This is a genomic window from Aeromonas sp. s1(2024), assembly GCF_040908005.1.
In the GTDB taxonomy this organism is placed as follows: Bacteria; Pseudomonadota; Gammaproteobacteria; order Enterobacterales; family Aeromonadaceae; genus Aeromonas; species Aeromonas caviae.
This window is the reverse complement of record NZ_JBFOCW010000050.1, coordinates 13212-36410: the sequence shown is the minus strand read 5'-3', so window position 1 is coordinate 36410 and position 23199 is coordinate 13212. Positions and strand designations below refer to the sequence as shown.

The following is a 23199-nucleotide window of genomic DNA, read 5'->3' as shown; positions in this document are numbered from 1 at the left end:
ACACCCGGGGGGCACTAACACCTGAAGCTAGCGCGTCTACCAATTCCGCCACCTTCGCACATCGGGTTATCAGTCTGGATTTACATGCTGTCTGATAAAAGCATGGTGCGAAGAGAGGGACTCGAACCCTCACACCCGGGGGGCACTAACACCTGAAGCTAGCGCGTCTACCAATTCCGCCACCTTCGCACATCGGGTTATCAGTCTGGATTTACATGCTGTCTGACAAAAGCATGGTGCGAAGAGAGGGACTCGAACCCTCACACCCGGGGGCACTAACACCTGAAGCTAGCGCGTCTACCAATTCCGCCACCTTCGCACATCGGTTATCAGTCTGAATTTACATGCCGTCTGATAAGAGCATGTTGCAGTATGGTGCGAAGAGAGGGACTCGAACCCTCACATCCGTGGGACACTAACACCTGAAGCTAGCGCGTCTACCAATTCCGCCACCTTCGCATCACTGCGGTGGGGGATTCTATAGAGTTTTGGGGGGGCGTCAACAGCCAAAGGGGACTTTTTTCGCTGTTGACGGATAAAGGCGTGCCAAGGGCACAAAACTTCAGCAATCGGCGTCAGACGGTGGCCAGCGCATCCTGATACATCTGTTCGTACAAGATGACGGAGTCTGCCCAGTCGAAGCGGGTGTTCATGGCGTGGTGCTGCACACGGGCAAAGCGTGCCGGTTCCTGCAGATAATGGAGCAAGCTGCGGCGCATGGCATCGAGCAAGGTGCTGGCAGTGGGATCGTTGAAGCAGAAACCGGTCGCGTGCGTCGGGTCGGCATCCCAGTCCACGACGGTATCTTTCAATCCGCCGACGGCCCGCACCAGGGGCAGGGTGCCATAGGCCAGACTGTACATCTGGTTGAGCCCGCATGGCTCGAACAGAGAAGGCATCAGGAAGAAGTCGGCGCCGGCCTCCACCAGGTGGGCCAGACGGTCGTCATAGGCATTGATGAAGGCAAACTTGTCGGGATGCTGCTGGGCAATGCTTTGCAACTGGGCGGCGAGAGAGGGATCACCGGAGCCCACGATCACTACCTGGACCTGATGTTGCAAGAACTTGTCCAGGGCCGGGATCAGCAGGTGTACTCCTTTCTGCTCGGTCAGTCGACACACCATGCCATAGATGGGGAGGTTGCCGACGGGGAGCCCCGTCTCCTGCTGCAGGATGCGCTTGCAGGTGTGTTTGCCATCCAGGTTGTCGGCATCATAGGTGGCGGGCAACAGAGGATCGAAGGCGGGATCCCAGTCCTGATAGTCACAGCCGTTGAGGATGCCACGCAGGTCAGCAGCCCGCTGCTGGAATACGCTGGCCATGCCGTGAGCGCCCAGGTGCGTCAGCAGCTCGCTGGCGTAGTTGGGGCTGACCGCATTGATCTTGTCTGCGTAGAGCACACCGCACTTGAGCAGATTGATGTGACCATAGTCGTAGTTGATGCGCTGCTCGTAGTCGTGGATTTCCGGCACGGCCCAGAACTGCTGGCGATCGAATACCCCCTGAAAGGCCGCGTTGTGAATGCTGATGACCGACCGGGTGCGCTGGAAGAAGGGGTTGTGGGCATGACGGGTTTTCAGCAGCAGCGGCAGCAGACCGGTGTGCCAGTCGTTGCAGTGGGCGATGTCGGGAGCGAAACCCAGCTGTTCGCATGCATGCAGGGCCGCCGCGGCCAGAAAGGCAAAGCGTTCACCGTTGTCGGGATAGGCCTGGTTGTTCTCGGCATAGAGCTGGGGGCGGTCGAAATAGTGCGGGCAATCGAGCAGATAGACGCAGATCCCGTCCAGTTCCAGCTGATGGATGCGATAGCTGATATCACTGCGATCCTGGGGGGTGGGGAGCCAGCGCGAGGCGAGGAGGGTGGTCTCGTCCCGGCGCTTGATGGTCTTGTAGAAGGGTATAATGATGCGCACATCGTGCCCCTGACGGGCGAGATGCTGCGGCAGGGCCTTGGCCACATCCGCCAGGCCCCCGGTCTTCACCAGCCCCTCAACCTCCGAGGCTACAAACAGGATTTTCAGTGGGTTAATAGCCAACTCTTGCTCCCTTAGGTACCACGACGATACCGCCTTCGGATACGGTAAACCGCTCTCTGTCATGGTCCAGATTCTCACCGATCACGGTGCCGGGTGCAATTTCAACGTTTTTGTCGATGATGGCGCGGCGAATGGAGCAACCTTCGCCGATTTTCACATCCCCCAGCAGCACGGATTCACTGATGTGGCTGCAGGGGCCTATGTTGCAGCGAAATCCCAGTATGGATCGCTGGATCTGGCTGCCCTGAATGAAGCAGCCACCGGAGATCAGGGAGTTGGCGATCTTGACCTTGCAGTCGTCGGTATCGATGAAGGTGGCGGGGGGCAGGGGCGGGTAATGGGTGTGCAGCGGCCACTTGCGATTGTAGAGAGAGAAGGGGGCATCATCGGCCACCAGGTCCATGTGCGCCTGCCAGTAAGAGTCGAGCGTCCCCACATCGCGCCAGTAGACGTTGGGCTTCTCGCCCGGGATCACGTTGGTGCTGTAGTCATAGACATAGACGGGGGCACGGGGGAACAGGCTGGGAATGATGTCCTTGCCGAAATCGTGACTGGAGTTCTCCTCGGCGGCATCCCGCTTGAGCTCCCGATAGAGGGCCTCGGTCTCGAAGATGTAGTTGCCCATGGAGACCAGGGCCTGGGTGGGGTCGCCGGGGATGTGTTTCGGGTGACGGGGCTTTTCTTCAAAGCCAATCATGCGCCCTTCCTGATCCACCTCGATCACCCCGAAGGCGCTTGCTTCCTCGATGGGCATGCGCAGTGCCGCGACGGTCAGGGCGGCCGCTTTCTGCTTGTGGAAGCTCACCATCTGGCTCACGTCCATCTTGTAGATGTGATCGGAGCCGAAGATGCAGACGTGCTCGGGGTCGGAGATCTCGATGAAGCGCAGGTTCTGGTAAATGGCGTCTGCGGTGCCGTCATACCAGCGTTTGCCCATTCGCATCTGGGCCGGAATGGGATCGATGAAGCGATCCGTGATGCCGACGATGTTCCAGCCCTTCTTCATGTGCAGATAAAGGGACTGGGACTTGAACTGGGTGAGTACATAGATGCGCAGGAAGTCGGCGTTGACGAAGTTGTTGAGCACGAAGTCGATCAACCGGTAACTGCCGCCAAAGGGTACGGAGGGTTTGCTGCGGGTGGTGGTCAGCGGTTGCAGTCGGGTACCTTCACCGCCTGCCAGTATCATGGTGAGTATGCCTGCCATCGTCGTTCTCTCCCTGAGATCATGATGTTGAAAAGGTTTTCATGTTGCTGCGAAAAAAACACCCCTAAAGGGGTGGTAAACGTTTTCTTGGTACCTTAACAGATCCCGTCTGGCACTCTCTACTTGTTTTATTACAACCGTTGCACTTCTTTAAGCTTTGCTCAGATACACCTTGAATTTGGCATCGCCCGCGATCACCTCGGTCTGTTTGAAGTGCGCATCCAGTATAGGCTGGTATCGCAGGAAGGCATTGGCGACTATGGTCAGGGCGCCATTTGCGGTCAGGTACTCAGGTGCCTTTGCCAGGAAGGTTTCGGTGGCGGCGTAGAAGGTCTTGAGCCCGGCATGGAAGGGGGGATTCGAGACAATCTGTTGGAATGTTTCGGCAATGTCGGAATAGACATCGGAGGCATGAACACGTCCGCTCAGACCGTTGACCGCCAGGGTTCGGCGGCTGGACTCCAGTGCCAGGGCATTGATATCCACCATGGTGACAGCCAGGGCCGGGTTGCGCTTGGCCAGCACGGAACCGATGACGCCGGCACCGCAGCCAAAGTCGAGCAGCTTGCCCGTTACGGGGGGGAGGCTCGCCAGCAGCATCTGGGTGCCGAGATCCAGGCCGTCTGCACTGAAGACCCCGGGCAGGGCCATGACGGTCAGGGTGGTGTCGCCCGCCTGGCACTCATAGCGACTGAACCAGGCGTCCAGCTCGAAGGGGACGACCGGTTTGTCGAGCGTGCCGTGGTAGAGAGAGCAGCGGCGCGCAGAGTCGCGCTTGATCGGTTTCTCGCCATAAGGTGCCAGCAGCTTGTCTGCCCCGTTGATGCCGCCCCGGTTCTCGCCGGCGAGGAACAGGTCGGCCCCGCTTTCGAGCAGCGGCGTCATCATGGCCAGCAGGTATTGCGCCTCGGCCTTGGCCTTGGGCATCAGCAGCAGCAGGGCATCGAATCGGGGGGCGCCACCCAGCTGGTGATCGAACAGGATGGCGTCTCCCAGAACGGCCTGCTGGGTGCGGTAATAGCAGTAATCCGTGGTGAAGACGGTCAGGCTTTGTGCCAGCTCGGCCAGTTGACGAGGATAATCATCCTCCAGGGCACCGCACACCAACAGCCGCTTGCCGACAAAGAGGGCTTGGTTACGTTCCAGCATCTGACTGACGGCACTGACAGGACGGCTCATTGGGTCTCTCCACGCATTTTTGGGCGGCCATTATACATGGCCGCTTTCGCCTTGACATTTATGCCGTGTTCCCGAAATATGCCCAGACGCCTATTTACCCAGAGATGATGCAATGCGGTCATGCGTATCGAAACGAAAGCATAAACATAGCCTGACAATCGGGCCTGCTGGCGTGCGCGCGTAACCTCTCATCCCTGAGACGATTCAAGCCCCGGTAGCGACTCCCGTACCGGGGCTTTTTATTGACCAATCCATCTGTTTAGGAGAAGGAAATCCCATGTTTCAAGGTTCGATAGTTGCCCTGATCACCCCATTTCGACAGGGCCAGCTGGACGAGGCCGCACTGGCTCGCCTGGTAGAGTGGCACATAGAGCAGGGAACCCATGGCATAGTGCCGGTCGGCACGACCGGGGAGAGCCCGACCCTGACCCACGATGAGCATTGCCGCGTGGTGGAGCTGGTGGTCAAGCTGGTGGCCGGGCGCATTCCCGTGATCGCAGGTGCAGGCTCCAACAACCCGGTTGAAGCCATTGAATACACCCGCTATGCCGAGCAGATGGGAGCGGATGCCACCCTGCATGTGGCCGGTTACTACAACCGCCCCAATCAGGAAGGGCTCTACCACCACTTCAAGGCGGTGCATGACGCCACCACCAAACCCATCATCGTCTACAACATTCCGCCCCGCGCCATCGTTGACGTGCAGCCGGCGACCCTGGCCCGTCTGGCCGAGTTGCCGCGCATTGCCGGCGTGAAGGATGCCACCGGTGATCTGGCCCGCCCCTGGGTTGAACGCCAGCTCATCAAGAAGCCGTTTGCCTGGCTCTCTGGTGAAGATGCCACCGCTGTTGCCTACAACATCGGTGGTGGCCAGGGTTGCATCTCGGTGACGGCCAACGTGGCCCCCAAGCTGGTGGCCGAGGTGCAGAACCTGGCGCTGGCCGGTGAGTGGCAAGCTGCCCGCGAATTGCAGGACAAGCTCATTCCGCTGCACCAGGCCATGTTCGCCGAGCCGAGCCCCGCAGGGGCCAAGTATGCGGTCTCCCTGCTGGGTCTGTGCAGCGAAGAGTGCCGTCTGCCGGTGATGCCGCTCTCCGAGGCCACCCGCGAGCGCATCCGCAGTGCCATGCAGGCATTGAATCTGTTGTAAAAACTGGGCTCTGGATCTCGCTTTTGATTGCCCGGTCAATTAATGGCCGGGCTTTGCCGATATACTCGCTTGGATACAACCAAGGATGATTTGGCATGGAAGAATGGGATCCGGAGCACTTCACCAGTTTTGAACATCTCTGTGAAGTGACCTTGTCTGCGGTCAGGGAAAAAACAGAGGCTGAACAGATCTATCTGTGGCTGCGTGCTCCGACGCCCCAGCTCTATCACTATCGCCCGGAACAGGGTCTGCTCTGCCTGAGCGCTGACATCCTCTCTTCCCTCGAGTTGCCCATCCTCTTCATCGAACGTTCCCTTGCGCTCGGCCAGTTGCTGGTGGAACCCATCGCGCCGACCCGTGCCATCTGGGAGCGGGAGAGCGTCGAACCCGAGATCCCGCGCCTGCGCGCCAGCTTCCCCCTCAAGCGTCACAAGGGGCTGGAGGCCGTGGTCTATCTGGAAACCCGCCGTCGTCTCGATCGCCTGCCAAGACGCCAGCAGCAGAGCATCCAGCTGCTCATGCATTATCTCGCCGCCGAGCTCGAGAGTCGGCGACTCGCGGGACAGGTGGATCTGGAGCGGGATCAGCGGCTCCACACCCAGGCAGACCTCGTGCGCAGCCAGGCCCTGCAGGACTCTTTCCTCAGCATGCTGCAGGCGCTGCATCAGGTGGGGGTCAAGCTCTCCCGCTGCGAGAGCGAGGATCGTCTGCTGCACGACGCGGTGGCACTGGCCCGCCAGGAGTTGCAGTTCGATCGCATCGCCATTTTCCTGACTGACAGTGAATTCAAGACCATGCACGGTACCTGGGGTACCAACGAGGCGGGTGAGCTCATCGACGAGCGCCATTTCATCAGCCCCATTCCGGATCACCCCACGGTGCAGGAGGCGCTGCGTCGCAAGGACTATGTCCTGGTGCTGGAGGACACGCCTCTCTATTACGAGAAGCAGGAGGTGGGTCGCGGCTGGAACGCCATGGTGTCGCTCTGGGACGGGAGTACCCCCATCGGCTGGCTCGCCGCCGACAACCTGCTCTGGCGGCGCCCCCTCAAGGCGTATCAGAGCGAGATCTTCAAGCAGTATGCCGCCGTGCTCTCCCAGTTGCTGATCCGCCAGCGCACCCAGGAGAAGCTTGAGCGCTTCAATCGGGAGCTGGAGCTGAGGGTGCAGGAGCGTACCCGGCAACTGGCCGATACCAACCGGGCGCTGGAGGAGGCCAACCGGCGCCTCTCCCTGCTGTCTCTGGAAGATCCCCTGACTGGCATCGCCAACCGCCGCCAATGGGACATCACTATGGAACGGGAGTGGGAGCGGGCTCGCCGCCATCAGGGGGTGCTGGCGGTGCTGATGATCGATGTGGACGAGTTCAAGTCCTACAACGATCACTTCGGCCACGGCAAGGGGGATCAGTGCCTGCAGCGGGTGGCGGCACTGCTGCAGGACACCGAGCGGCGGCGTACCAACCTGGTGGCCCGCTATGGGGGGGAGGAGTTTGTCATCCTGCTGTGTTCACCGCAGCCGGGAGAAGCGGAGCGGCTGGCGGAGCAGATCCACCACGGCCTTGACGCCTTGCAAATTCCCCATCCGGCCTCCCGGGTGGCGGCGACACTCACCGTCAGCATCGGGTTCAGCTATCTGGTCCCGTCATCGGACAAGGAGTGGCAAACCCTGACCGAGCAGGCGGATCAGGCGCTCTATCACGCTAAATCCCAAGGGCGGGCCTGTACCCTGGCCTATCGCTGACACCTGCGTGGGGGCTGCCTGCCCGGCATCAGATCCATGCTGATCTGTATACGTGTGGGCTTTCAGATCCACGCCGCCCTGTATAAATGAGGTAGCAAGCGTTTCTCGCCATCTGGCGCATGGCGATGCGCCCGCGCTCTGGCTAGAATGGGGGCCCATTTTTCACAGACAGATCCTGCACCATGACCCTATCCGGATTTCAAGGCCTGGTTTTCGACCTCGACGGCACTCTGGTGGACTCCATGCCCTTGCACCTGGCCGCCTGGGAGCACACCGCCCGCGAGTTTGGCTTTCGGTTCGACGCCGACTGGTTTTATGAGCTGGGAGGCATGCCCAGCCGCAAGATAGCCCTGCTGGTGGCCGAAGTGCAGCAGATCGCGCTGGATCCCCTGGTGGTGACACGCTGCAAGACCGAACACTATGTCGCCAACCTGCACAAGGCCACCCCCTTCCCGGCCATGCTGGATCTGGTGGAACGCTATCACGGCCGGATCCCCATGGGCATAGGGACAGGCTCTCCCCGTATCAATGCCGAAGCGGTGCTGCGCAACACAGGGCTGGATCGGTATTTCCCCGTGGTGGTCACCGCCGACGACGTGGAGCTGCACAAACCCCATCCAGACACCTTCCTGCTGGTGGCGCGACGCCTGGGGGTCGAGCCCGGTCAATGTCTGGTGTTCGAGGACACGGGCATAGGCGCACAGGCCGGTGAAGCGGCTGGCATGCAGGTCTGCATGGTCAGAGAGGGAAAACCGGTCGGGTTGACCTACTGAGTGACGAAGACGAGCGGGTCAACAACCGGCTCGGGAGAGAAGCCCCACTCTCATACGGGACAGGCGAAACATGAGAGTGGGGAGCAGATGTCACTGGCTGACGCAGCGACACTGTCAGGATGGGCAGTGGCGAGATTTACTGCTCGCTGCCGCCACCCTGGTTGTCGTCATAACGGCTGGGTGCGCCATGGGGGCGTGGCGCCATGGAAACCCGTGGCTTGCGGGCCCGCTGGATGCTGACGGCAGGACGGCCGGAGTGCATGGCAATGGTGGAAATCTTGGCCTTGTAGACCAGTTGCTGATTGCCATGGGCATCGGTCAACAGCACGCTGTACTGGTCAAAACCGCTGATGGTCCCCTCCAGCTTGATGCCGCTCACCAGGAAGATGGCGACCTGGCTACGGTTTTTGCGCAACCAGTTGAGGGCAGAATCTTGCCCGTTCCCGAGGGAGAAGGCCTGCTCGATAGTGGAGTAGCTTGGGGATTCAGTTGTCATAAATTATTGTCCCGCGGAAAAAAAGTGGCGTTTGATTGTGCTAAATGGTCACTGCCTTGTCAAAGTCATTCTCACACCCGGGCAGGATGGACAACGACAGGGCTGGTCGGCAGGGGCCACTGCTGCAATAATTGGCGGCTCTGGCCCCGTGGCGGGCCTCATGCTGGGGTCTTATCTTGCATCCGGTTTCACACCAACATCCACCCACCTATACCCATGACGCGACCGCCTGCGAAGAGTGTGACCTGCTGGTGCCGGCCACCGAGCTGGCCGTGGGGGAGACGAGCAGTTGTCCGCGCTGCGGCCATACCCTGACTCGTCATCTGCCGGAGCAGGAGCGCAGGCCCATCGCCTATGGCTTTGCGGCCATCATCATGTTCGTGCTCTCCAACGCCTTTACCTTCATGTCGTTCTCGGCCAAGGGGGTGGGGCAGGAGATGACCTTCCTGCAGTGCATCACCACCCTGGTGGATCAAGGCTACCTGTTCCTCGGGGCCGTGCTGAGCATTACCCTGATCGGGTTGCCGCTGGTCTATATCGGCTCCATCATGCTGGTGCTGTGGCGCCTGGACAAGGATCTGCACAGCAAGGCCCTGCGCTCCCTTGGCCGCCTGCTGTGCCGGATCAAGCCCTGGCTGATGGTGGACGTCTTCCTCATCGGCGTGCTCATCTCTCTGGTGAAGCTGATGGGGATGGCCGACATCAAGATGGGGCTGTCGTTCTGGGCCTTCGTTGGCTACACCCTGCTGCTCATCAAGATGATCTCCTCCCTGGATCGGATGTGGCTGTGGCAGCGACTGTTCGGTCCGACGGCGGCGAGGGAGCTGGATCCCGAGGAGAGCGCCCTGTCGTGCGGTCTGGTGGGCTGTCACATCTGCGGCGCCCTGAACGAGCAGGATGCCCATAGTTGCGTTCGCTGCGGGGATCACCTGCACAGCCGCAAGCCGGGTGGTCTGAACCGCACCTGGGCCCTGCTGATCACTTCGGTGATCCTCTATATCCCAGCCAACCTGTATCCCATCATGGACACCGTGTTCCTGGGGGATGACAGCCCCTCGACCATCATGGGCGGGGTGGTGCTGCTGTGGGCCATGGGCTCCTACCCCATTGCCGCCGTCATCTTCTTCGCGAGCGTGGTGGTGCCGCTGGTGAAGATCCTGGCGCTGCTGTGGCTCTGCTACGTGGTGCAGCGCGGCCAGGGGGCATCTCCCCTCGGCAAGCTCAAACTCTATCGCATGACCGAATTTGTGGGGCGCTGGTCGATGATCGACGTCTTCGTGGTGGCCATCCTGGCCGGTCTCATCCGGCTCGACAATCTGATGACCATCTACCCTGGCCCTGCGGCCGTCGCCTTTGCCGGGGTCGTACTGGTCACCATGGTGGCTGCCATGAGTTTTGATTCCCGCCTGATCTGGGATTTACAACAAGGAGAACGCGAACGTGAGTGAGCGTAAGACAAGGTGGAAACCGGGCTCTGATTTCATGAGTTCGGCTGCCGCTATCTGGATGGTGCCCTTGCTGGCCCTCTTCATCGGCGCCTGGATGCTGTTCCAGCACTGGTATTCACAAGGGCCGAGCTTCACCCTGACGGTGGCGACCGCCGAGGGCATAGTGGCGGGCAAGACGGTGATCCGTTCTCGTGAAGTGGAGGTGGGCCGTATCGAGACGGTGGAGCTCAGCGAGGACTATAGCCATGCCGTGCTCAAGGCTCGCCTGACCAATGCCGCCGCCGGCATGCTCAAGAAAGACAGCCAGTTCTGGGTGGTCAAGCCCAGGGTCGGGCGTGAGGGCGTTTCCGGTCTTGGCACCTTGCTCTCCGGTGCCTATATCGAGCTTTCTCCCGGCAAGAAGGGCAGGGCGCGAAGCGAATACGCCATGCTGGACAGGCCGCCCTTGACATCCCTGGATGCCAGGGGATTGCGGCTATCCCTGTCCAGCCGGGATGCCAACGCGCTGGGCGCGGGTTCCCCCATCAGCTATCAGGGATTCACCATCGGTCAGGTCGAAGAGGCCAAATTCCTGCCCGAGAAGAGCGAGATGCAGTACCAGCTCTTCATCAACGCGCCTTATGACGTCCTGGTGAGCAGCAACTCCCGGTTCTGGTTGACGCCCGGCTTCGAGGTCTCCATGAGCAGCGAGGGGATGAAGGTGAAGATGGACTCGCTGGAGAGCCTGATCAACGGCGGCATCACCATGGGGCTGCCTCCCGGCTGGTTGCCGGGGGAGCCGGTGAAACAGAACGACGAGTTCGTGCTGTTCAAGGACGAGGAGAGCGTGCTGGCCGGTAGCCTGGATCAGTTCATCGACTATGTCTTCCTGTTCGACAATGACGTGGGCGGGCTGCATCCCGGCGCGGCGGTACAGTATCGCGGCATCCGGGTCGGTACCGTCATCTCGGCTCCCTATCTCATCGACGACAAGGGCGTCCAGCTATTCAAGAGCCGGCAGATCCCGGTGCTGGCGCGCATCGAGGTGCAGCGTCTCTCCCACCGTTATGCCAATGCGGAGAAGGAGCAGTGGCGGGCCCTGTTCAACAAGCAGTTCAAGGAAGGGCTGAGGGCTAGCCTCAAGACCGCCAGCCTGCTGACGGGGGGCAAGGTGATCGATCTGAACTTCTATCCGGATGCGCCTGTCTATCAGCCGCTCAAGATGGCGGGCTATCAGGTCTTCCCGACTGCCCAGGCCGGTCTGGATCAGATCGAACGCAAGGTGAACCTCATCCTCGACAAGTTCGTCGACATGGACATGGCCACCACCCTCACTCAGGTCAACAGCACCCTGATGACACTGGACAAGACGCTCAAGCATGTCAGTGCCGTGAGTGCGAATCTGGAGCAGTTTACCGGTCAGCAGTCGACCCAGCAGTTGCCGGCCTCCCTCAACCAGAGCCTCAAGCAGTTGCAGGAGACGTTGCAGACCTATGATGCCGGTTCCCAGACCAATCAGGAGCTGCGTCAGTCGGTGCAATCACTCAACCAGCTGATGAGTGAGTTGCAACCTCTGGTCCATTCACTGAACGAGCAGCCGAGTTCGCTGATCTTTGACCGCGCTCGTCCGCGGGATCCCGAGCCCAAGCGAGGAAAATGATGAAAAAACGGATGTTGACGCTGGCCTTGCTGGGCCTGCTGGCGGGATGTGGCAGTGCGCCGACGACGCTGCATTACTATTCGCTGGATGCTGACACGGCGCCGTCGAGTGTCACCACGGCGCAGCCGCAGCACCAGTTGGTGCTGCGCCCCGTCGCCCTGTCCGGTCAGCTTGACCGGATGAGCCTGGTCTATCAGCTGGAGGGCAAGGAGTTGCACTTTGCCGAGTACCATCGCTGGGCAGGTTCCCTCGATGCCCAGTTGAACCAGTTGACCCTCAATGGCCTCTCCAGCCGCTTGCCTGGCTGGGTGGTGCGTCAGGACGGGGCCCGCAAGGGGCCTGTGCTGAGCATCTCGGTCGAGCGTTTCCAGGGGCGGCACGACGGCCGCGCCCTGCTCAGCGGTCGCTGGCGCCTGCTGACGGAGGAGGGGGTCGTGTTGAGAGATGTTCCCTTCCAGCAGGAGCGGGTGCTGCCTGCCGATGGGTATGGCGCCCTGGTGAACGAGCTGGGGCAGGGCTGGCAACTGTTGCTCGATCAGATTGCGGCGGATGTGCGCACGCGCAGCTGAGGAAGCATAAAAAAAGACGGGAGGCCATGGCCTCCCGTTTTGTTTGGGGTCGTCGTTATTGCTGTACTTCCGAGACGCCCTGTACCTTGACCTCTACCCGGCGATCCGGGGCCAGGCAGACGATCAGCTCGCGCTTGGATTTGCTGGTGCAGCTGTCGCCGGTGACGGGAGACTGCTTGCCACGCCCTTCCACATTGACCTTGCCGGCGGGCAGCCCCTTGCCAATCAGGTAATCGGCCACGGTCCGGGCACGCTGCTCGGACAACTTCTGGTTGTAGGCCTCGGAACCGATGCGGTCGGTATAGCCGATGACGGTGGCCGACCCGTCTTTAGGCCTTTCCTCTTCAATCTGGCTGTAGAGGGTATCCAGCGCCTGCCCGGCCTGGGGCTTGAGGGTGGCCTTGTTGAAGTCAAACAGCACGTCCGAGCTCAAGGTGAACTGCTTGTCGACCATCACGGGCTCGGGCGCGGGGGCGGGGGCGGGAGCTGCGACCGGCAGAGCCGGTGCAACCTGACCGAAGCGGTAGACGGCGGCCAGGGAGAGCAGGCCGTTGTCCATGCGCAGGCCGGTATCGTCACGGCTGCCATACGGGGTGCTGTACTGGTATTCGAGGCGGGCTGCCCAATCCAGGCTCAGGGCATACTCCGCACCGAGCGCGCCGACGAAGGTGAAGCGGCTGTCGTTTTCCAGCTGATCGCTGTCGGTCCAGCCATAGCCGCCCCCGACACGGCCGTAAAGGTCCAGATTGTCCGCAACCGGGAACCCCAGTTTCAGCGTGAGCTGGGCCAGCTGGGCTTGCACGGAGTCATTGAAGGCCGCGCCATTGCGGGTGCCGCTGTACTTGAGCTTGCCAAGGTAGTCATAACCCAGTTCGACACCCAGATTCTGGTTGATCTGGTAACCGGCGAAGGCACCGGCGCCGACTTCATCGTCGTCTTTGTCGGTGATGGCGATGGAATTGCTCTCATCGACACCGTAGAAGTTGGACCAACCCAGTTTGGCACCGCCATACCAGGTGTTGTCTTGTCCGGCTGCCTGGGCGTTGGCCGCAAGCAAGCCTGAAACCAGCAAGGTAATCAGTGTTTTGTTCATAGATGCCTCTGCAATCTTGTGTGTGGGGAGCGCGAATTCATGTCGCCTCGCCTCGTGGGTTGGGCCTGTGTTCGACCACAACACGTTTAAACGTAGCTCGCTTTTCTCGATCTACAAGCAACTGATATAAAACATATTGTGATATCCATCTGCATCATAGTGGAGACAGAAGACCGCCGGGGAACCGTGACTCGAATCTGTGATGGGTGTCATATGGATTGCTTGCCCTTGTCGGCAAGAGGGCCGGCTAGGCGCCGGCCCTGGCAGGATGGCCTCCGTTATCGAGGGAGGAATTCGTACTCCTGTTCGATGAAGGCGGCAGCCCGCTCGCTCAGGGCGGCGTGTACCACTGTGGTGGGGTGGACCTGGTCCCAGAACATTTTGCCTTCACAGTTCAGCTCGCCCGCACTGCGGCGCGCCATGGGCGTTGCGACGGCCTGAGCCAGCAGAGGGTTGCCGGCGATGGCAAGGCGCTCCTCGGGATTGAAGGGGGCCAGTCGACTGTCGGTGGCGGCGCTGCGGGAGGCAAAGGGCTTCCACACATAGCCGCCGCCATAGCAGGCGTGTTCGGTGTCGCTCAGGCCGAAGTTCTGTGGCTCGCGCAGCATCTCGGCGAACTGCTTGTCGATCTCGAACAATTTCACCATGCCGGTGGGAGCCAACTGGCGTGCCAGATTCAGCAGCAGCTGGTTGTGGTAGGCGGAGACATGGCTGGCTGCCTCGACCACTTTCTGGCTGCGGGCCGAGGGGTTCTGGCCCAGATCCGGCAGGTTGAACAGCAAGATCTGCTTGGCACCGTTCAATACCATGCGGTTGGCCGCATCGCTGATGGCGTCGCGCACCCGCTTGGCATCCTGCTCGGTGTTCCAGCCATAGGCCAGGTAGTCGTTGGCACCGACCCAGAGGATCACCAGATCGTCGGGCTTGAAGCCATCCTTTTGCAGGAACTGGGTCACCTCGTAGTCCAGGTTGTTGATGACCTGATACTTGGGGTTCCAGGAGATCTTGTTGTAGGCCACGGCAGTGGCGCCCCCTTCCGCCTCGTTGGCGATGGCGAGGCCCGGGAAGTGCTGGGTGAGCTGCTCCAGCCAGACCGGGCCGTTGGAGAAGCGGCCCTGATGGTAAGGCGGGCTGGAGGGGAGGTAACCGCGCATCTTGTCGTACATCTTGCCGGTATCGGAGAGGCTGTCGCCGAACATCACGATGCGGGAGAAGGGGGGACGCGTCTCGGCGGCATGGGCCGTGAGGGCGAAGAGACCCAATAAACACAAAAGCCATTTGTTCATGTAGCTGTTCTCATGGATGGGGCAGGGCGGGCCTGCGGGCTGTTCCTCGATGGCGGCGGGCTGGGAACCCGCATGGCCAGGTGAGAAGGTATCCACTCGAATACATATTTGCAGCATGCCGTGGCCATTTAATCGCTTGCGATCACATCACTCCTCCCTGAATGGGGAGGCTTCACGTTTGTTTCACGCGCCCCCGGGCAAGATGCCCTCATACCGCAAAGACAGGAGCATGAAATGAACAACGCAAAAGCAATCGCCCTGGTGGCCCTGATGTCCGTCTCTTCCTTCGCCATGGCGGCCTACACCGGCCCCAAGGAGCAGAACAAGGTATCGGTCGCCCAGTTGAAAGACGTGGCCGATGATCAGTGGGTGACCCTGGAAGGCAAGCTGGTCAAACACCTGGGTGGCGAAAACTACCTGTTCCGTGACGACAGCGGCGAGGTGGAAGTGGAGGTGGACGGTGACGTGTGGCGCGGTACCGAGGTGGGGCCTGACGATCTGATCCGCGTGCGCGGCGAGGTGGACCACAGCTGGAACAAGACCGAAGTCGAGGTGGAACACCTGGAGAAGGTGGGGGCAGCGCCCCTGAGCAAGGGCGGCTTTATCGCCAAGTAAGCTTTCAGGCCACAGTAAATGAGAAGGGCGCTCCGGGAGCGCCCTTCTTGCATGCCATCAGCCAGCCCGGCTTGCGACGGTTCGCTTGAACCCCTTCTCGGCCTGATTGACCTTGTAGAGATAGCGGCGAGCCTCTGCCTTGGGATGCTGTTCGGTCAGCACCTGATAGACGGCCTCGGGGGAGAGGCGGTTTATCATGCCGGGGGCCGCCTTGCGATCGTTGGAGAAGGTGTTGAGCACCCCTCCCGCACCACCGTTGTAGGCGGAGATCACCGCATAGCGGCGGGACTGGGGATCCTGGATATCCGCCAGATAGACGGTCTGCAGCAGGTGCAGGTAGGCGGTCCCCACATCGATGTTGTAGGCCGGATTGAACAGATCTTCCCTGGTCGGCTGGCCATCCTTGCCCTTGACCCTCACATAGACATCCCGCCCAGCGGTAGCCGGGATCACCTGCATCAAGCCATAGGCGTTGGCGTGGCTGACCGCATAGGGGTTGAAGCTGCTCTCGGTCTTGATCACTGCGTAGATGAGACTCTCGGCGACGCCGTACTTGCGGGAGGCGTCGCGGATGATGCTGGCGTATTTGTAGCCGCGCCTGTCTTCGTGGTTGGCCACCATGGGAATGTCGATGAAGAAGATGTTGCGGATCCCGAGGGTGCGCTTCTTCATCGCGTTGGCGATCAGATAGTCGGCATAACGCTCTGCACGCCAGCTGGAGCGGATCGCTTGTCCCTGGTTGTCCAGCACCTGGCCATAGAGGAAGGGCTCGCCACCTGGCATGATCTCACGGTCGGAATAGAGGTCGACCTCTGCCGGATCGTCCGGGGTCAGCAGGGTTTCGATGATGGCGCGACGCAGGTGGGCGCGGGGATCCAGACCCGAGACGGTCTCCACCATGATGTGACCGCTGGAGAAATCGATGTGGGCGCGGCTCTTGTACTGATCCGTGTATTTGACGTAGTCAAACTTGCCCGCGAACAGCGCCTCGCGCCCCCATATCTCGTTCACGTTATGGGAGAGCGCACTGATCATGTGTTCAAAACCGCGCACGTCTTTGCCGTTGATCAGATCATCATCGCCACTCCCGCTGGTCTGGGGTGTGGATGAACAGGCAGAGAGAAACAGCAGGGCGCACAGCAGCCCAAAAAAACGACCCATAAGATCCTCAAACCGGGCGGTGGGGCCGCCCGTCACTGACTGGCCTGAGCCAGGATTGGTGTCACCCTGCGGCATATTGACGACTCAGGGGGACGCTGGCCCTTTGACTCGATTCCCGCTCACTGGCTGGGAGGGGTGTAACCGTCGATCTGGACTTCACCCGCGTCGAACAGATAGCTGACCATCTCTTTTTCCAGCAACTGGCGGTGCTCGAGATTCATCATGTTCAGCTTCTTCTCGTTGATCAGCATGACCTGCTTCTTCTGCCACTCGGTCCAGGCTTCCTTGCTGATGTTGTCGAAGATCCGCTTGCCGAGTTCACCGGGGTAGAGTTGGAAATCGAGACCCGGCGCTTCTTTCTTCAGGCGCAGGCAAAATACGGTACGGCTCATGTTGACCTCTGTGGTTGCAAGTCTGGTTGTAAGTCCGGGTAGGCGAGCAGACGGGCCGTGGCCGCCGCCAATCCCACCTCGGCAGGATGGCGTAAGTTATACCAGAGTCGGGTATCCGCTTCCATGAGCAGGGGGGCGGGCGGAACAGCCATTTCGATCAGCAAAGGGCGGATATCGAGGTGGAAGTGGCTGAAAGTGTGACGAAATCCAGCGAGCTCCTGATAGGCGGCATCCTCCAGCCCCAACTCCCGCAGTCGTCCGGTCACCCCTGTGAGGGATTCCACCTGCGGGAAGCAGTAGAGCCCGCCCCAGATCCCTTGCGGCGGACGCTTCTCCAGCAGCAGCTGATCGCCGTGGCGGATGATCAGCATAATGCCGTTGCGTGCCGGAATGCTCTTCTTCGGCTTGCTGTGAGGGTAGGCGGTGGGGTTGCCCTGCGACAGCCCCTGGCAATCGGCCTGCACCGGGCAGCGCTCGCAGGCGGGCTTGCTGCGGGTGCAGACGGTGGCCCCCATGTCCATCATGGCCTGATTGTACTGGGCCACCCCGACGCGCGGGGTGAGGCGGGTCGCCAGCTCCCAGAGATCGTGCTCGACCTGCTTCTGGCCCGGCCAGCCCGCCAGCGCCAGCCAGCGGGTGAGTACCCGCTTCACATTGCCATCCAGGATGGCGTGGGGCTGGCCCAGAGAGAGGGAGAGCACGGCCCCGGCGGTGGAGCGACCGATGCCGGGCAGGGCCATCACCTCTTCCAGTTGTTCCGGAAAGAGGCCGCCGTGCAGATCGCGGATCTGCTGGGCAGCCTTGTGCAGGTTGCGCGCGCGCGCGTAGTAGCCAAGCCCGGTCCAGTGATGCAGCACCTCGTCGATGGGGGCGTTGGCCAGGGCCAGCACGTCGGGGAAGGGGGCCATGAACCGCTCGTAATAGGGGATGACAGTGGCAACCTGGGTCTGTTGCAGCATGATCTCGGAGACCCAGACCCGGTAGGGGGTCTTGTCCTGCTGCCAGGGCAGGGTCTTGCGGCCGTGGATCTGGTACCAGTCCAGAATGCGGGTGGCGAAGGTGGTGTTGTCTGAGTGGCTCACAGTGTGCTCATGTTCTGATGATAAGTCCGCCCGCCATCAGGAGGGCGATCCCCGACCCGGCGCATGGCAATGGTCGAGTGTAGGTTATTGATTAAAAAGGGGAGCTCTCGGGCTCCCTCAGAATGGGCGCTGACCCTCCCGGGGGAGGGCCACCGGATGCCGGCAGATCAGCCGCGCCAGTCTTGCAGCGCCTTGAGGCTGGCATACTGGCCGTCGACCTGCAGGACGATGTAGTCCTGGGCGATGGCTGCCAGGATGACACCGGGGGCTATCTCATTCCCCTCGCGCCACTCCCGTCCATTGAGCACGACGGCCCGCTTGGCCGGGTCGGAGGAGTAGTTGTGGGCACCATAGGTCAGGGACGGCACCTGCTGTTTCAGGGCCGGAGCCAGGGCGCCGAGGGGGATGGCACTGGTCTGGACCTGAGCCTGTGGCGCACTCTCTTCCACCAGCGGCGTGTTGTTGAGGGCGGCCATCAGCCGTTCTGCCAGACTCTGTCCCCCCTGGTTTGCGGTAGTCGCAGCCGGGGTTGCGGCAGGTCTTGGAGCGACCACGGGCTCCGGCAGGGGGGGCGGCAGCGGCCGGGTGATCATGGGCCTGGGTTCGACCCGCACGAAGGGGGGAGTCACCACTTCCTTCACTTCGACCTGCTGTTCCACGGGTTTGAGGTGATAGAGGTGCCAGCCATAGTTGGCGGCGGCGCCCATCACCAGGGCCAGGGGCACCAGGGCCCACCAGATCCAGCGGCGGTTGGGCTCCTCTTCCTGGCTCACGGGCAGACCCATGAGCGGCATATGGGGGGTGAACTGGGGCTGGTCGGCCCGGCGCAGGGCCTTGAGCAGGGTGGACATCAGGAGGCCTCCTCGACCATGGGATCCGTCTCATCATCTGCCACGCTGTCGAGATCGACCGGCGTGCTGGCTCGCAGGGATTCATCCTCCAGCCTGGGCATGGGTTCGCCGGAGGCCACATTCAGCCGCAGCAGGGTGTTGCTGCCGGCGATGCCGTCCGGGGTCAGTCCCTGCTCGCGCTGGAACTGTTGCAGCTTGTTCTTGAGGGTGGCATCGAAGCGGCTCACCTTGCGATCGGGTTGCTGCATGGCGCGGCTAAGGGCGTTGTCCAGCCACTGCACCTGGGCAGCCCCGGCATTGCTCGCTATCAGGGGCACGTTGCCCCTGGGCATGCGCCAGAGCAGGGTGTAGCTGCCGCCCCAGGCGTCGGAGAGCCACTGCCTGTCCACCTGCCAGCTCTGGTTGCCGATGAGCAGGGAAGCCTTGTCCGCCCCCAGGCTGACCAGGGTGGCGTAATAGAGGCCGCCGGTCTCGTCGGTGAGACTGATGAGGGCCGGGTATTGCAGCGCCTGCAATTGCGCCAGGGAGGCTTCTCCCTCCTGGCAGCGCAGGCCCGCACGGGGGGCGTTGTCGCAGGTTGCCTCCTCCAGCTCGGCCTGGTAGCCCCATACCTTGTAGAGATTCTGCATGGCGACGTCCGGCTCCAGCGCCTGATTGATGGCGCGGGTCAGCTGGGCTTGCTGCTCCGGCGTGTCATCCACCTTGACCGGTACCTCGACCTTGACCAGGGGGCGGGCTGGGAAGAATCCGAAGAATTGCCAGCCCCACCAGCCGGTGGCGACCAGCAGGGCGCCCACCAGGGCGACCGTGAGGCCGGATTGCCAGCTTCCCTCGTCGCGAATGCCGCTCACCTCATACGCGGACTGGCTGATGTCCCCGTGCACTATCTTGTGGCTGCCACGGGCGAAGGCGGCGATGAGGGCGCGGTCGCAGATGAGGTTGATGAGACGGGGAATGCCCCCGGAGAGGCGATGCAGGGTCTGGATGGCCCTGGGGGTGAAGATGGGCTGGACGCAGCCTGCCACCTGCAACCGGAAGCGGACATAGGCATCCACATCCTGGCGCGACAGCGGCAGCAGGTGATAGCGGGCGGTGATCCGCTGCGCCAGCTGGCGCAACAGGGGCTGGCGCAGCATCTGTTGCAGCTCGGGCTGGCCGATGAGCACCACCTGCAGCAGTTTCTTCTCGTCTGTCTCCAGATTGGTGAGCAGTCGCAACTGCTCCAGCACGCCGGGCAGCAGGTGCTGGGCTTCATCCACCAGCACCACGCTGCGCTTGCCTGCCGCCAGATTCGCCAGCAGATGATCCCGGATAAGGTCGAACAATTGCTTGAGGCTGGCCTCTTCGCCGTAGGGCAACTGGAATTCGTCGCAGATGGCGGCCAGCAGATCCCGCTCGGTCAGAGAGGGATTGAGGATGTAGGCGATCTCGGTGTCGGCGGGCAATTGCTGCAGCAGACAGCGGGAGACGGTGGTCTTTCCCGTACCCACTTCCCCGGTCAGCAGCACGAAGCCGCCACCGTCCTGCAACCCGTAGTTGAGGTGGGCGAGGGCCTCCCCGTGACGCTCGCTCATATAGAGGTATTTGGGGTTGGGCGAGATGGAGAACGGGGGCTCCGACAGACCGAAGAACTGTGTGTACATAAGGATCCATTCCATTGTTATGGGCGGCAGGTTAAAGCCTCCCAAAAGGGATGTCAAAGACCCGGATACCATAAGGGGAGCTGGCGCGAACCACGGGCTGAGTCGCCCGGGACGATGACGGGAAGCTGCCGCCCGGCTGAGTGATGGCGAGCCTGGTGCGACGGGTGCACATCGTCTCTCTTGGCCAAAAGCGGTATCATCGGGGCAAGTTTATCGAGGGAGAGTGCGCGTGCAGATTTATCTGGTCGGAGGGGCGGTGCGGGATCGCCTGTTGGGATTGCCCCAGGGTGATAGGGATCACCTGGTGGTCGGCGCCACGGTGGAGCAGATGCTGGGTCTCGGATTCACCCAGGTGGGCCGAGACTTTCCGGTCTTTCTTCACCCCAAAACCCAGCATGAGTACGCCCTGGCGCGCACCGAGCGCAAGCAGGGGCAGGGTTACACCGGCTTCGTCTGCCATGCCGCCCCCGAGGTGACGCTGGAGCAGGATCTGCTGCGCCGGGATCTCACCATCAACGCCATCGCCGAAGATGAGGATGGGCAACTGCACGATCCCTACGGCGGCGTGCAGGATCTGGAGGCGCGGTTGCTGCGCCATGTCTCGCCGGCCTTTGCCGAGGATCCTCTGCGCATCCTGCGGGTGGCGCGCTTCGCCGCCCGTTTCCATGCCCAGGGGTTCGTGGTGGCCCCCGAGACGCTGGGGCTGATGCGCGAGATGACGGAGGCTGGAGAGCTGGCCCATCTGACCCCGGAGCGGGTCTGGAAGGAGCTGGAAAAAGTGCTGCTGGGGTCGACACCCCAGATCTTCTTCGAGGTGCTGCGCGAATGCGGCGCACTCAAGGCGCTCTTCCCCGAGCTCGATGCCCTGTTCGGTGTGCCGGCACCTGCCAGATGGCACCCGGAGATCGACACCGGCATCCATACCATGATGGTGCTGGCGCAGGCATGTCGTCTCTCCCCCGAATTGACCGTGCGCTTCGCGTCCCTCTGCCACGACTTTGGCAAGGGGCTGACTCCGCCCGCCTTCTGGCCGAGCCATCACGGCCATGGTCAGAAGGGGTTGCCGCTCATTCGGGATTTTTGCGAGCGCTTCCGGGTGCCGAACGAGTGTCGCGATCTGGCCCTGCTGGTGAGCGACCTGCACACCCATATCCACATTGCCTTCGAGCTCAAGCCCGCGACCCTGCTCAAGGTATTCGACAAGGCCGATGCCTGGCGCAGACCGGAGCGCTTTGCCCAGCTGCTCGATGCCTGTCGCGCCGACTTCCACGGTCGTACCGGCTTCGAAGAGAAGGTCTACAGTCAGCCGGACTATGTCGCTCAGGCCCTGGAGGCGGCGCAGGCTGTGCCGGTCAAGGAGATAGTGGCGGCCGGCTTCAAAGGGGAGGCAATCCGCGAGCAGCTTGCCAAGCGGCGGCTTGATGCCATCAGCCGGGTGCGCGACGAGTGGACCTTCATCGAGGAGTAAACGCCGCAGCCGATCGACGCTCAATCGACGGCGTAATATGGGCGAAGCATAAAAAAGCCCGGGTCAATGACCCGGGCTTTTTGTCGTGCGGCGTGGGCTGCTCAGGAGAAGCAGGCCTGCAGCACGTAGAAGATGGCGATGGCCAGGATGGCGCCCGCGGGCAGGGTGATGACCCAGGAGACCACGATGTTGCGCAGCACGCCCAGGTTCAGGGCCGCGATACCCCGTGCCAGACCGACGCCCATGACGGCACCGACCAGGGTCTGGGTGGTGGAGATGGGCAGACCGGTGCCGGAGGCGATCACCACGGTGGCGGCGGTGGCCAGCTGGGCGGCGAAGCCACGGCTCGGGGTCAGGTGGGTGATGCCGGTGCCGACGGTCGCCATCACCTTCTCGCCCATGGTGGCCAGACCGATGACGATGCCGATGCCGCCAAGGGGCAGGATCCACCAGGCGATGTGGGAGCTGCCGCCGATCTCGCCGCCGGCCGCCACGATGGAGGCGACTGCAGAGAGCGGACCGATGGCGTTGGCCACGTCGTTGGAGCCGTGGGCGAAGGCCATGGCACAGGCGGTGATGATCATCAGGATGCCGAACACCTTCTCCACGTTGGCGAAGTGCATCTTGCTGTCATCTTTCGGGTTGTACTGCTGGCCGCGGATATAGATCCAGCCGGCAAACGCCACCGCGATGGAGATGGCGACGGAGAGCAGGACGCCCTCGCCATTGCTCAGGTGCAGACCGACGTGGGTCAGCCCCTTCTTGATGGTGACCAGGCAGATGACCAGGGACGTCAGGAACATGTAGAAGGGGACATAGCGCTTGGCGTTGTCCAGGGGGTTGTCCGTGTTGAAGATGAGCTTCTGCACGCTGATGAACATGAAGTAGGCGATGATGCCCGAGATGGCCGGCGTGACTACCCAGGAGCCGACGATGCCGCCAAACTTGTTCCACTGTACCGCTTCCGGACCGATGCTCACCACGGCGAAGCCCACGATGGCGCCGATGATGGAGTGGGTGGTGGAGACGGGCCAGCCGAAATAGGAGGCCAGGATCAGCCACAGACCCGCAGCCAGCAGGGAGGCGATCATGCCGAGCACCAGCAGATCCGGCGTGTCGGCAAAGGCGTTGCTGTCGATGATGCCGCTGCGGATGGTGGCCGTCACTTCGCCACCGGCCAGATAGGCACCGGCAAATTCAAAGATCATGGCGATGATGATCGCCTGACGGATGGTCAGGGACTTGGTGCCGACCGATGTGCCCATGGCGTTGGCGACGTCGTTCGCACCAATGCCCCAGGCCATCAAAAAGCCGAACAAGGCCGCCACGAGCACCAGGGTGGTGCCGTAATTTGCGATAATGTCCATTA

The 23199-nt window shown here is 61.7% G+C and carries 19 protein-coding genes, 3 tRNA genes and 1 pseudogene; 8 read left to right on the top strand and 15 right to left on the bottom strand.

Features of this window, described 5'->3' with window-relative positions; genetic code table 11:
- Positions 1 to 103 precede the first annotated feature (103 nt).
- From AB5Y70_RS12010 to rsmC, 6 genes and pseudogenes are all read right to left on the bottom strand, one after another.
- A tRNA-Leu gene (locus tag AB5Y70_RS12010) sits at positions 104 to 189 on the bottom strand.
- A gap of 45 nt (positions 190 to 234) precedes the next feature.
- Positions 235 to 319, bottom strand: a tRNA-Leu gene (locus AB5Y70_RS12005).
- 54 nt (positions 320 to 373) lie between these two features.
- Positions 374 to 459: transfer RNA gene (locus AB5Y70_RS12000), tRNA-Leu, on the bottom strand.
- Positions 460 to 575: 116 nt separating this feature from the next.
- Complete coding sequence (glgA, locus tag AB5Y70_RS11995; protein WP_279961471.1) at positions 576 to 2036, bottom strand: glycogen synthase GlgA; 1461 nt, start codon at positions 2034 to 2036, stop codon at positions 576 to 578.
- A pseudogene (glgC, locus tag AB5Y70_RS11990) lies at positions 2026 to 3246 on the bottom strand (glucose-1-phosphate adenylyltransferase); the annotation flags it as partial. The gene glgA and the pseudogene glgC, both read right to left, overlap by 11 nt.
- A gap of 147 nt (positions 3247 to 3393) precedes the next feature.
- On the bottom strand, positions 3394 to 4422 hold the full coding sequence (rsmC, locus tag AB5Y70_RS11985; RefSeq protein ID WP_010675754.1) for a 16S rRNA (guanine(1207)-N(2))-methyltransferase RsmC: 1029 nt from the start codon (positions 4420 to 4422) through the stop codon (positions 3394 to 3396).
- 277 nt (positions 4423 to 4699) lie between these two features.
- On the opposite strand from rsmC, the gene dapA reads away from it, so the two are divergent.
- The 3 genes from dapA to AB5Y70_RS11970 all read left to right on the top strand — a co-directional run bounded on the left by dapA (position 4700) and on the right by AB5Y70_RS11970 (position 8087).
- On the top strand, positions 4700 to 5572 hold the full coding sequence (dapA, locus tag AB5Y70_RS11980; RefSeq protein WP_039040606.1) for a 4-hydroxy-tetrahydrodipicolinate synthase: 873 nt from the start codon (positions 4700 to 4702) through the stop codon (positions 5570 to 5572).
- 95 nt (positions 5573 to 5667) lie between these two features.
- Positions 5668 to 7314, top strand: a complete 1647-nt coding sequence (locus AB5Y70_RS11975) for a diguanylate cyclase (protein WP_049636121.1) — start codon at positions 5668 to 5670, stop codon at positions 7312 to 7314.
- A gap of 182 nt (positions 7315 to 7496) precedes the next feature.
- Complete coding sequence (locus AB5Y70_RS11970) at positions 7497 to 8087, top strand: HAD family phosphatase (RefSeq protein ID WP_041211731.1); 591 nt, start codon at positions 7497 to 7499, stop codon at positions 8085 to 8087.
- A 136-nt stretch (positions 8088 to 8223) separates the two neighbouring features.
- Here AB5Y70_RS11970 and hfq read toward each other — a convergent pair whose 3' ends face one another.
- On the bottom strand, positions 8224 to 8583 hold the full coding sequence (gene hfq / locus AB5Y70_RS11965) for an RNA chaperone Hfq (protein ID WP_039040603.1): 360 nt from the start codon (positions 8581 to 8583) through the stop codon (positions 8224 to 8226).
- A gap of 176 nt (positions 8584 to 8759) precedes the next feature.
- Here hfq and AB5Y70_RS11960 point away from each other — a divergent pair, with 176 nt between their 5' ends.
- Genes AB5Y70_RS11960 through AB5Y70_RS11950 form a run of 3 tightly spaced genes read left to right on the top strand, consistent with a single transcriptional unit; the run spans position 8760 to position 12239 of the window.
- A complete protein-coding gene (locus tag AB5Y70_RS11960; protein WP_049636120.1) occupies positions 8760 to 10031 on the top strand; it encodes a paraquat-inducible protein A in 1272 nt (423 codons plus the stop codon).
- Positions 10024 to 11670: an intermembrane transport protein PqiB gene (gene pqiB, locus AB5Y70_RS11955; RefSeq protein ID WP_049636119.1), complete on the top strand. Its 1647-nt coding sequence runs from the start codon at positions 10024 to 10026 to the stop codon at positions 11668 to 11670. The genes AB5Y70_RS11960 and pqiB overlap by 8 nt, the downstream gene beginning before the upstream one ends.
- Positions 11670 to 12239: a membrane integrity-associated transporter subunit PqiC gene (locus tag AB5Y70_RS11950; RefSeq protein WP_102948910.1), complete on the top strand. Its 570-nt coding sequence runs from the start codon at positions 11670 to 11672 to the stop codon at positions 12237 to 12239. The genes pqiB and AB5Y70_RS11950 overlap by 1 nt, the downstream gene beginning before the upstream one ends.
- Before the next feature lie 55 nt (positions 12240 to 12294).
- Here the strand turns inward: AB5Y70_RS11950 and ompA are convergent, their stop codons facing one another.
- Positions 12295 to 13332 carry a porin OmpA gene (gene ompA / locus AB5Y70_RS11945; RefSeq protein WP_102948909.1) on the bottom strand — a complete coding sequence of 346 codons (1038 nt, stop codon included), beginning with the start codon at positions 13330 to 13332 and terminating at the stop codon, positions 12295 to 12297.
- Between the two features lie 278 nt (positions 13333 to 13610).
- A complete protein-coding gene (locus AB5Y70_RS11940; RefSeq protein WP_041211862.1) occupies positions 13611 to 14618 on the bottom strand; it encodes an SGNH/GDSL hydrolase family protein in 1008 nt (335 codons plus the stop codon).
- 234 nt (positions 14619 to 14852) lie between these two features.
- On the opposite strand from AB5Y70_RS11940, the gene AB5Y70_RS11935 reads away from it, so the two are divergent.
- Positions 14853 to 15233: a YgiW/YdeI family stress tolerance OB fold protein gene (locus AB5Y70_RS11935; protein WP_039040598.1), complete on the top strand. Its 381-nt coding sequence runs from the start codon at positions 14853 to 14855 to the stop codon at positions 15231 to 15233.
- A 57-nt stretch (positions 15234 to 15290) separates the two neighbouring features.
- Here AB5Y70_RS11935 and mltC read toward each other — a convergent pair whose 3' ends face one another.
- From mltC to AB5Y70_RS11910, 5 genes are all read right to left on the bottom strand, one after another.
- Entirely contained in the window at positions 15291 to 16394 is a 1104-nt protein-coding gene (gene mltC / locus AB5Y70_RS11930; RefSeq protein ID WP_279988686.1) for a membrane-bound lytic murein transglycosylase MltC, read from the bottom strand.
- Positions 16395 to 16513: 119 nt separating this feature from the next.
- Complete coding sequence (locus tag AB5Y70_RS11925) at positions 16514 to 16786, bottom strand: oxidative damage protection protein (protein ID WP_010675742.1); 273 nt, start codon at positions 16784 to 16786, stop codon at positions 16514 to 16516.
- Positions 16783 to 17868 (bottom strand): A/G-specific adenine glycosylase, encoded by a 1086-nt coding sequence (mutY, locus tag AB5Y70_RS11920; protein WP_368176005.1) that lies wholly within the window; start codon positions 17866 to 17868, stop codon positions 16783 to 16785. Before mutY ends, AB5Y70_RS11925 begins: the two co-directional genes overlap by 4 nt.
- A 167-nt stretch (positions 17869 to 18035) precedes the next feature.
- Positions 18036 to 18719 (bottom strand): GspB family T2SS assembly factor variant ExeB, encoded by a 684-nt coding sequence (gene exeB, locus AB5Y70_RS11915; protein WP_042882413.1) that lies wholly within the window; start codon positions 18717 to 18719, stop codon positions 18036 to 18038.
- Entirely contained in the window at positions 18719 to 20362 is a 1644-nt protein-coding gene (locus AB5Y70_RS11910; RefSeq protein WP_010675739.1) for an ExeA family protein, read from the bottom strand. Before AB5Y70_RS11910 ends, exeB begins: the two co-directional genes overlap by 1 nt.
- Before the next feature lie 229 nt (positions 20363 to 20591).
- Here AB5Y70_RS11910 and AB5Y70_RS11905 point away from each other — a divergent pair, with 229 nt between their 5' ends.
- Positions 20592 to 21830: a multifunctional CCA addition/repair protein gene (locus tag AB5Y70_RS11905; protein ID WP_102948907.1), complete on the top strand. Its 1239-nt coding sequence runs from the start codon at positions 20592 to 20594 to the stop codon at positions 21828 to 21830.
- A 101-nt stretch (positions 21831 to 21931) separates the two neighbouring features.
- Here AB5Y70_RS11905 and AB5Y70_RS11900 read toward each other — a convergent pair whose 3' ends face one another.
- Positions 21932 to 23197 carry an inorganic phosphate transporter gene (locus AB5Y70_RS11900; protein WP_041211725.1) on the bottom strand — a complete coding sequence of 422 codons (1266 nt, stop codon included), beginning with the start codon at positions 23195 to 23197 and terminating at the stop codon, positions 21932 to 21934.
- Between the last annotated feature and the right edge of the window lie 2 nt (positions 23198 to 23199).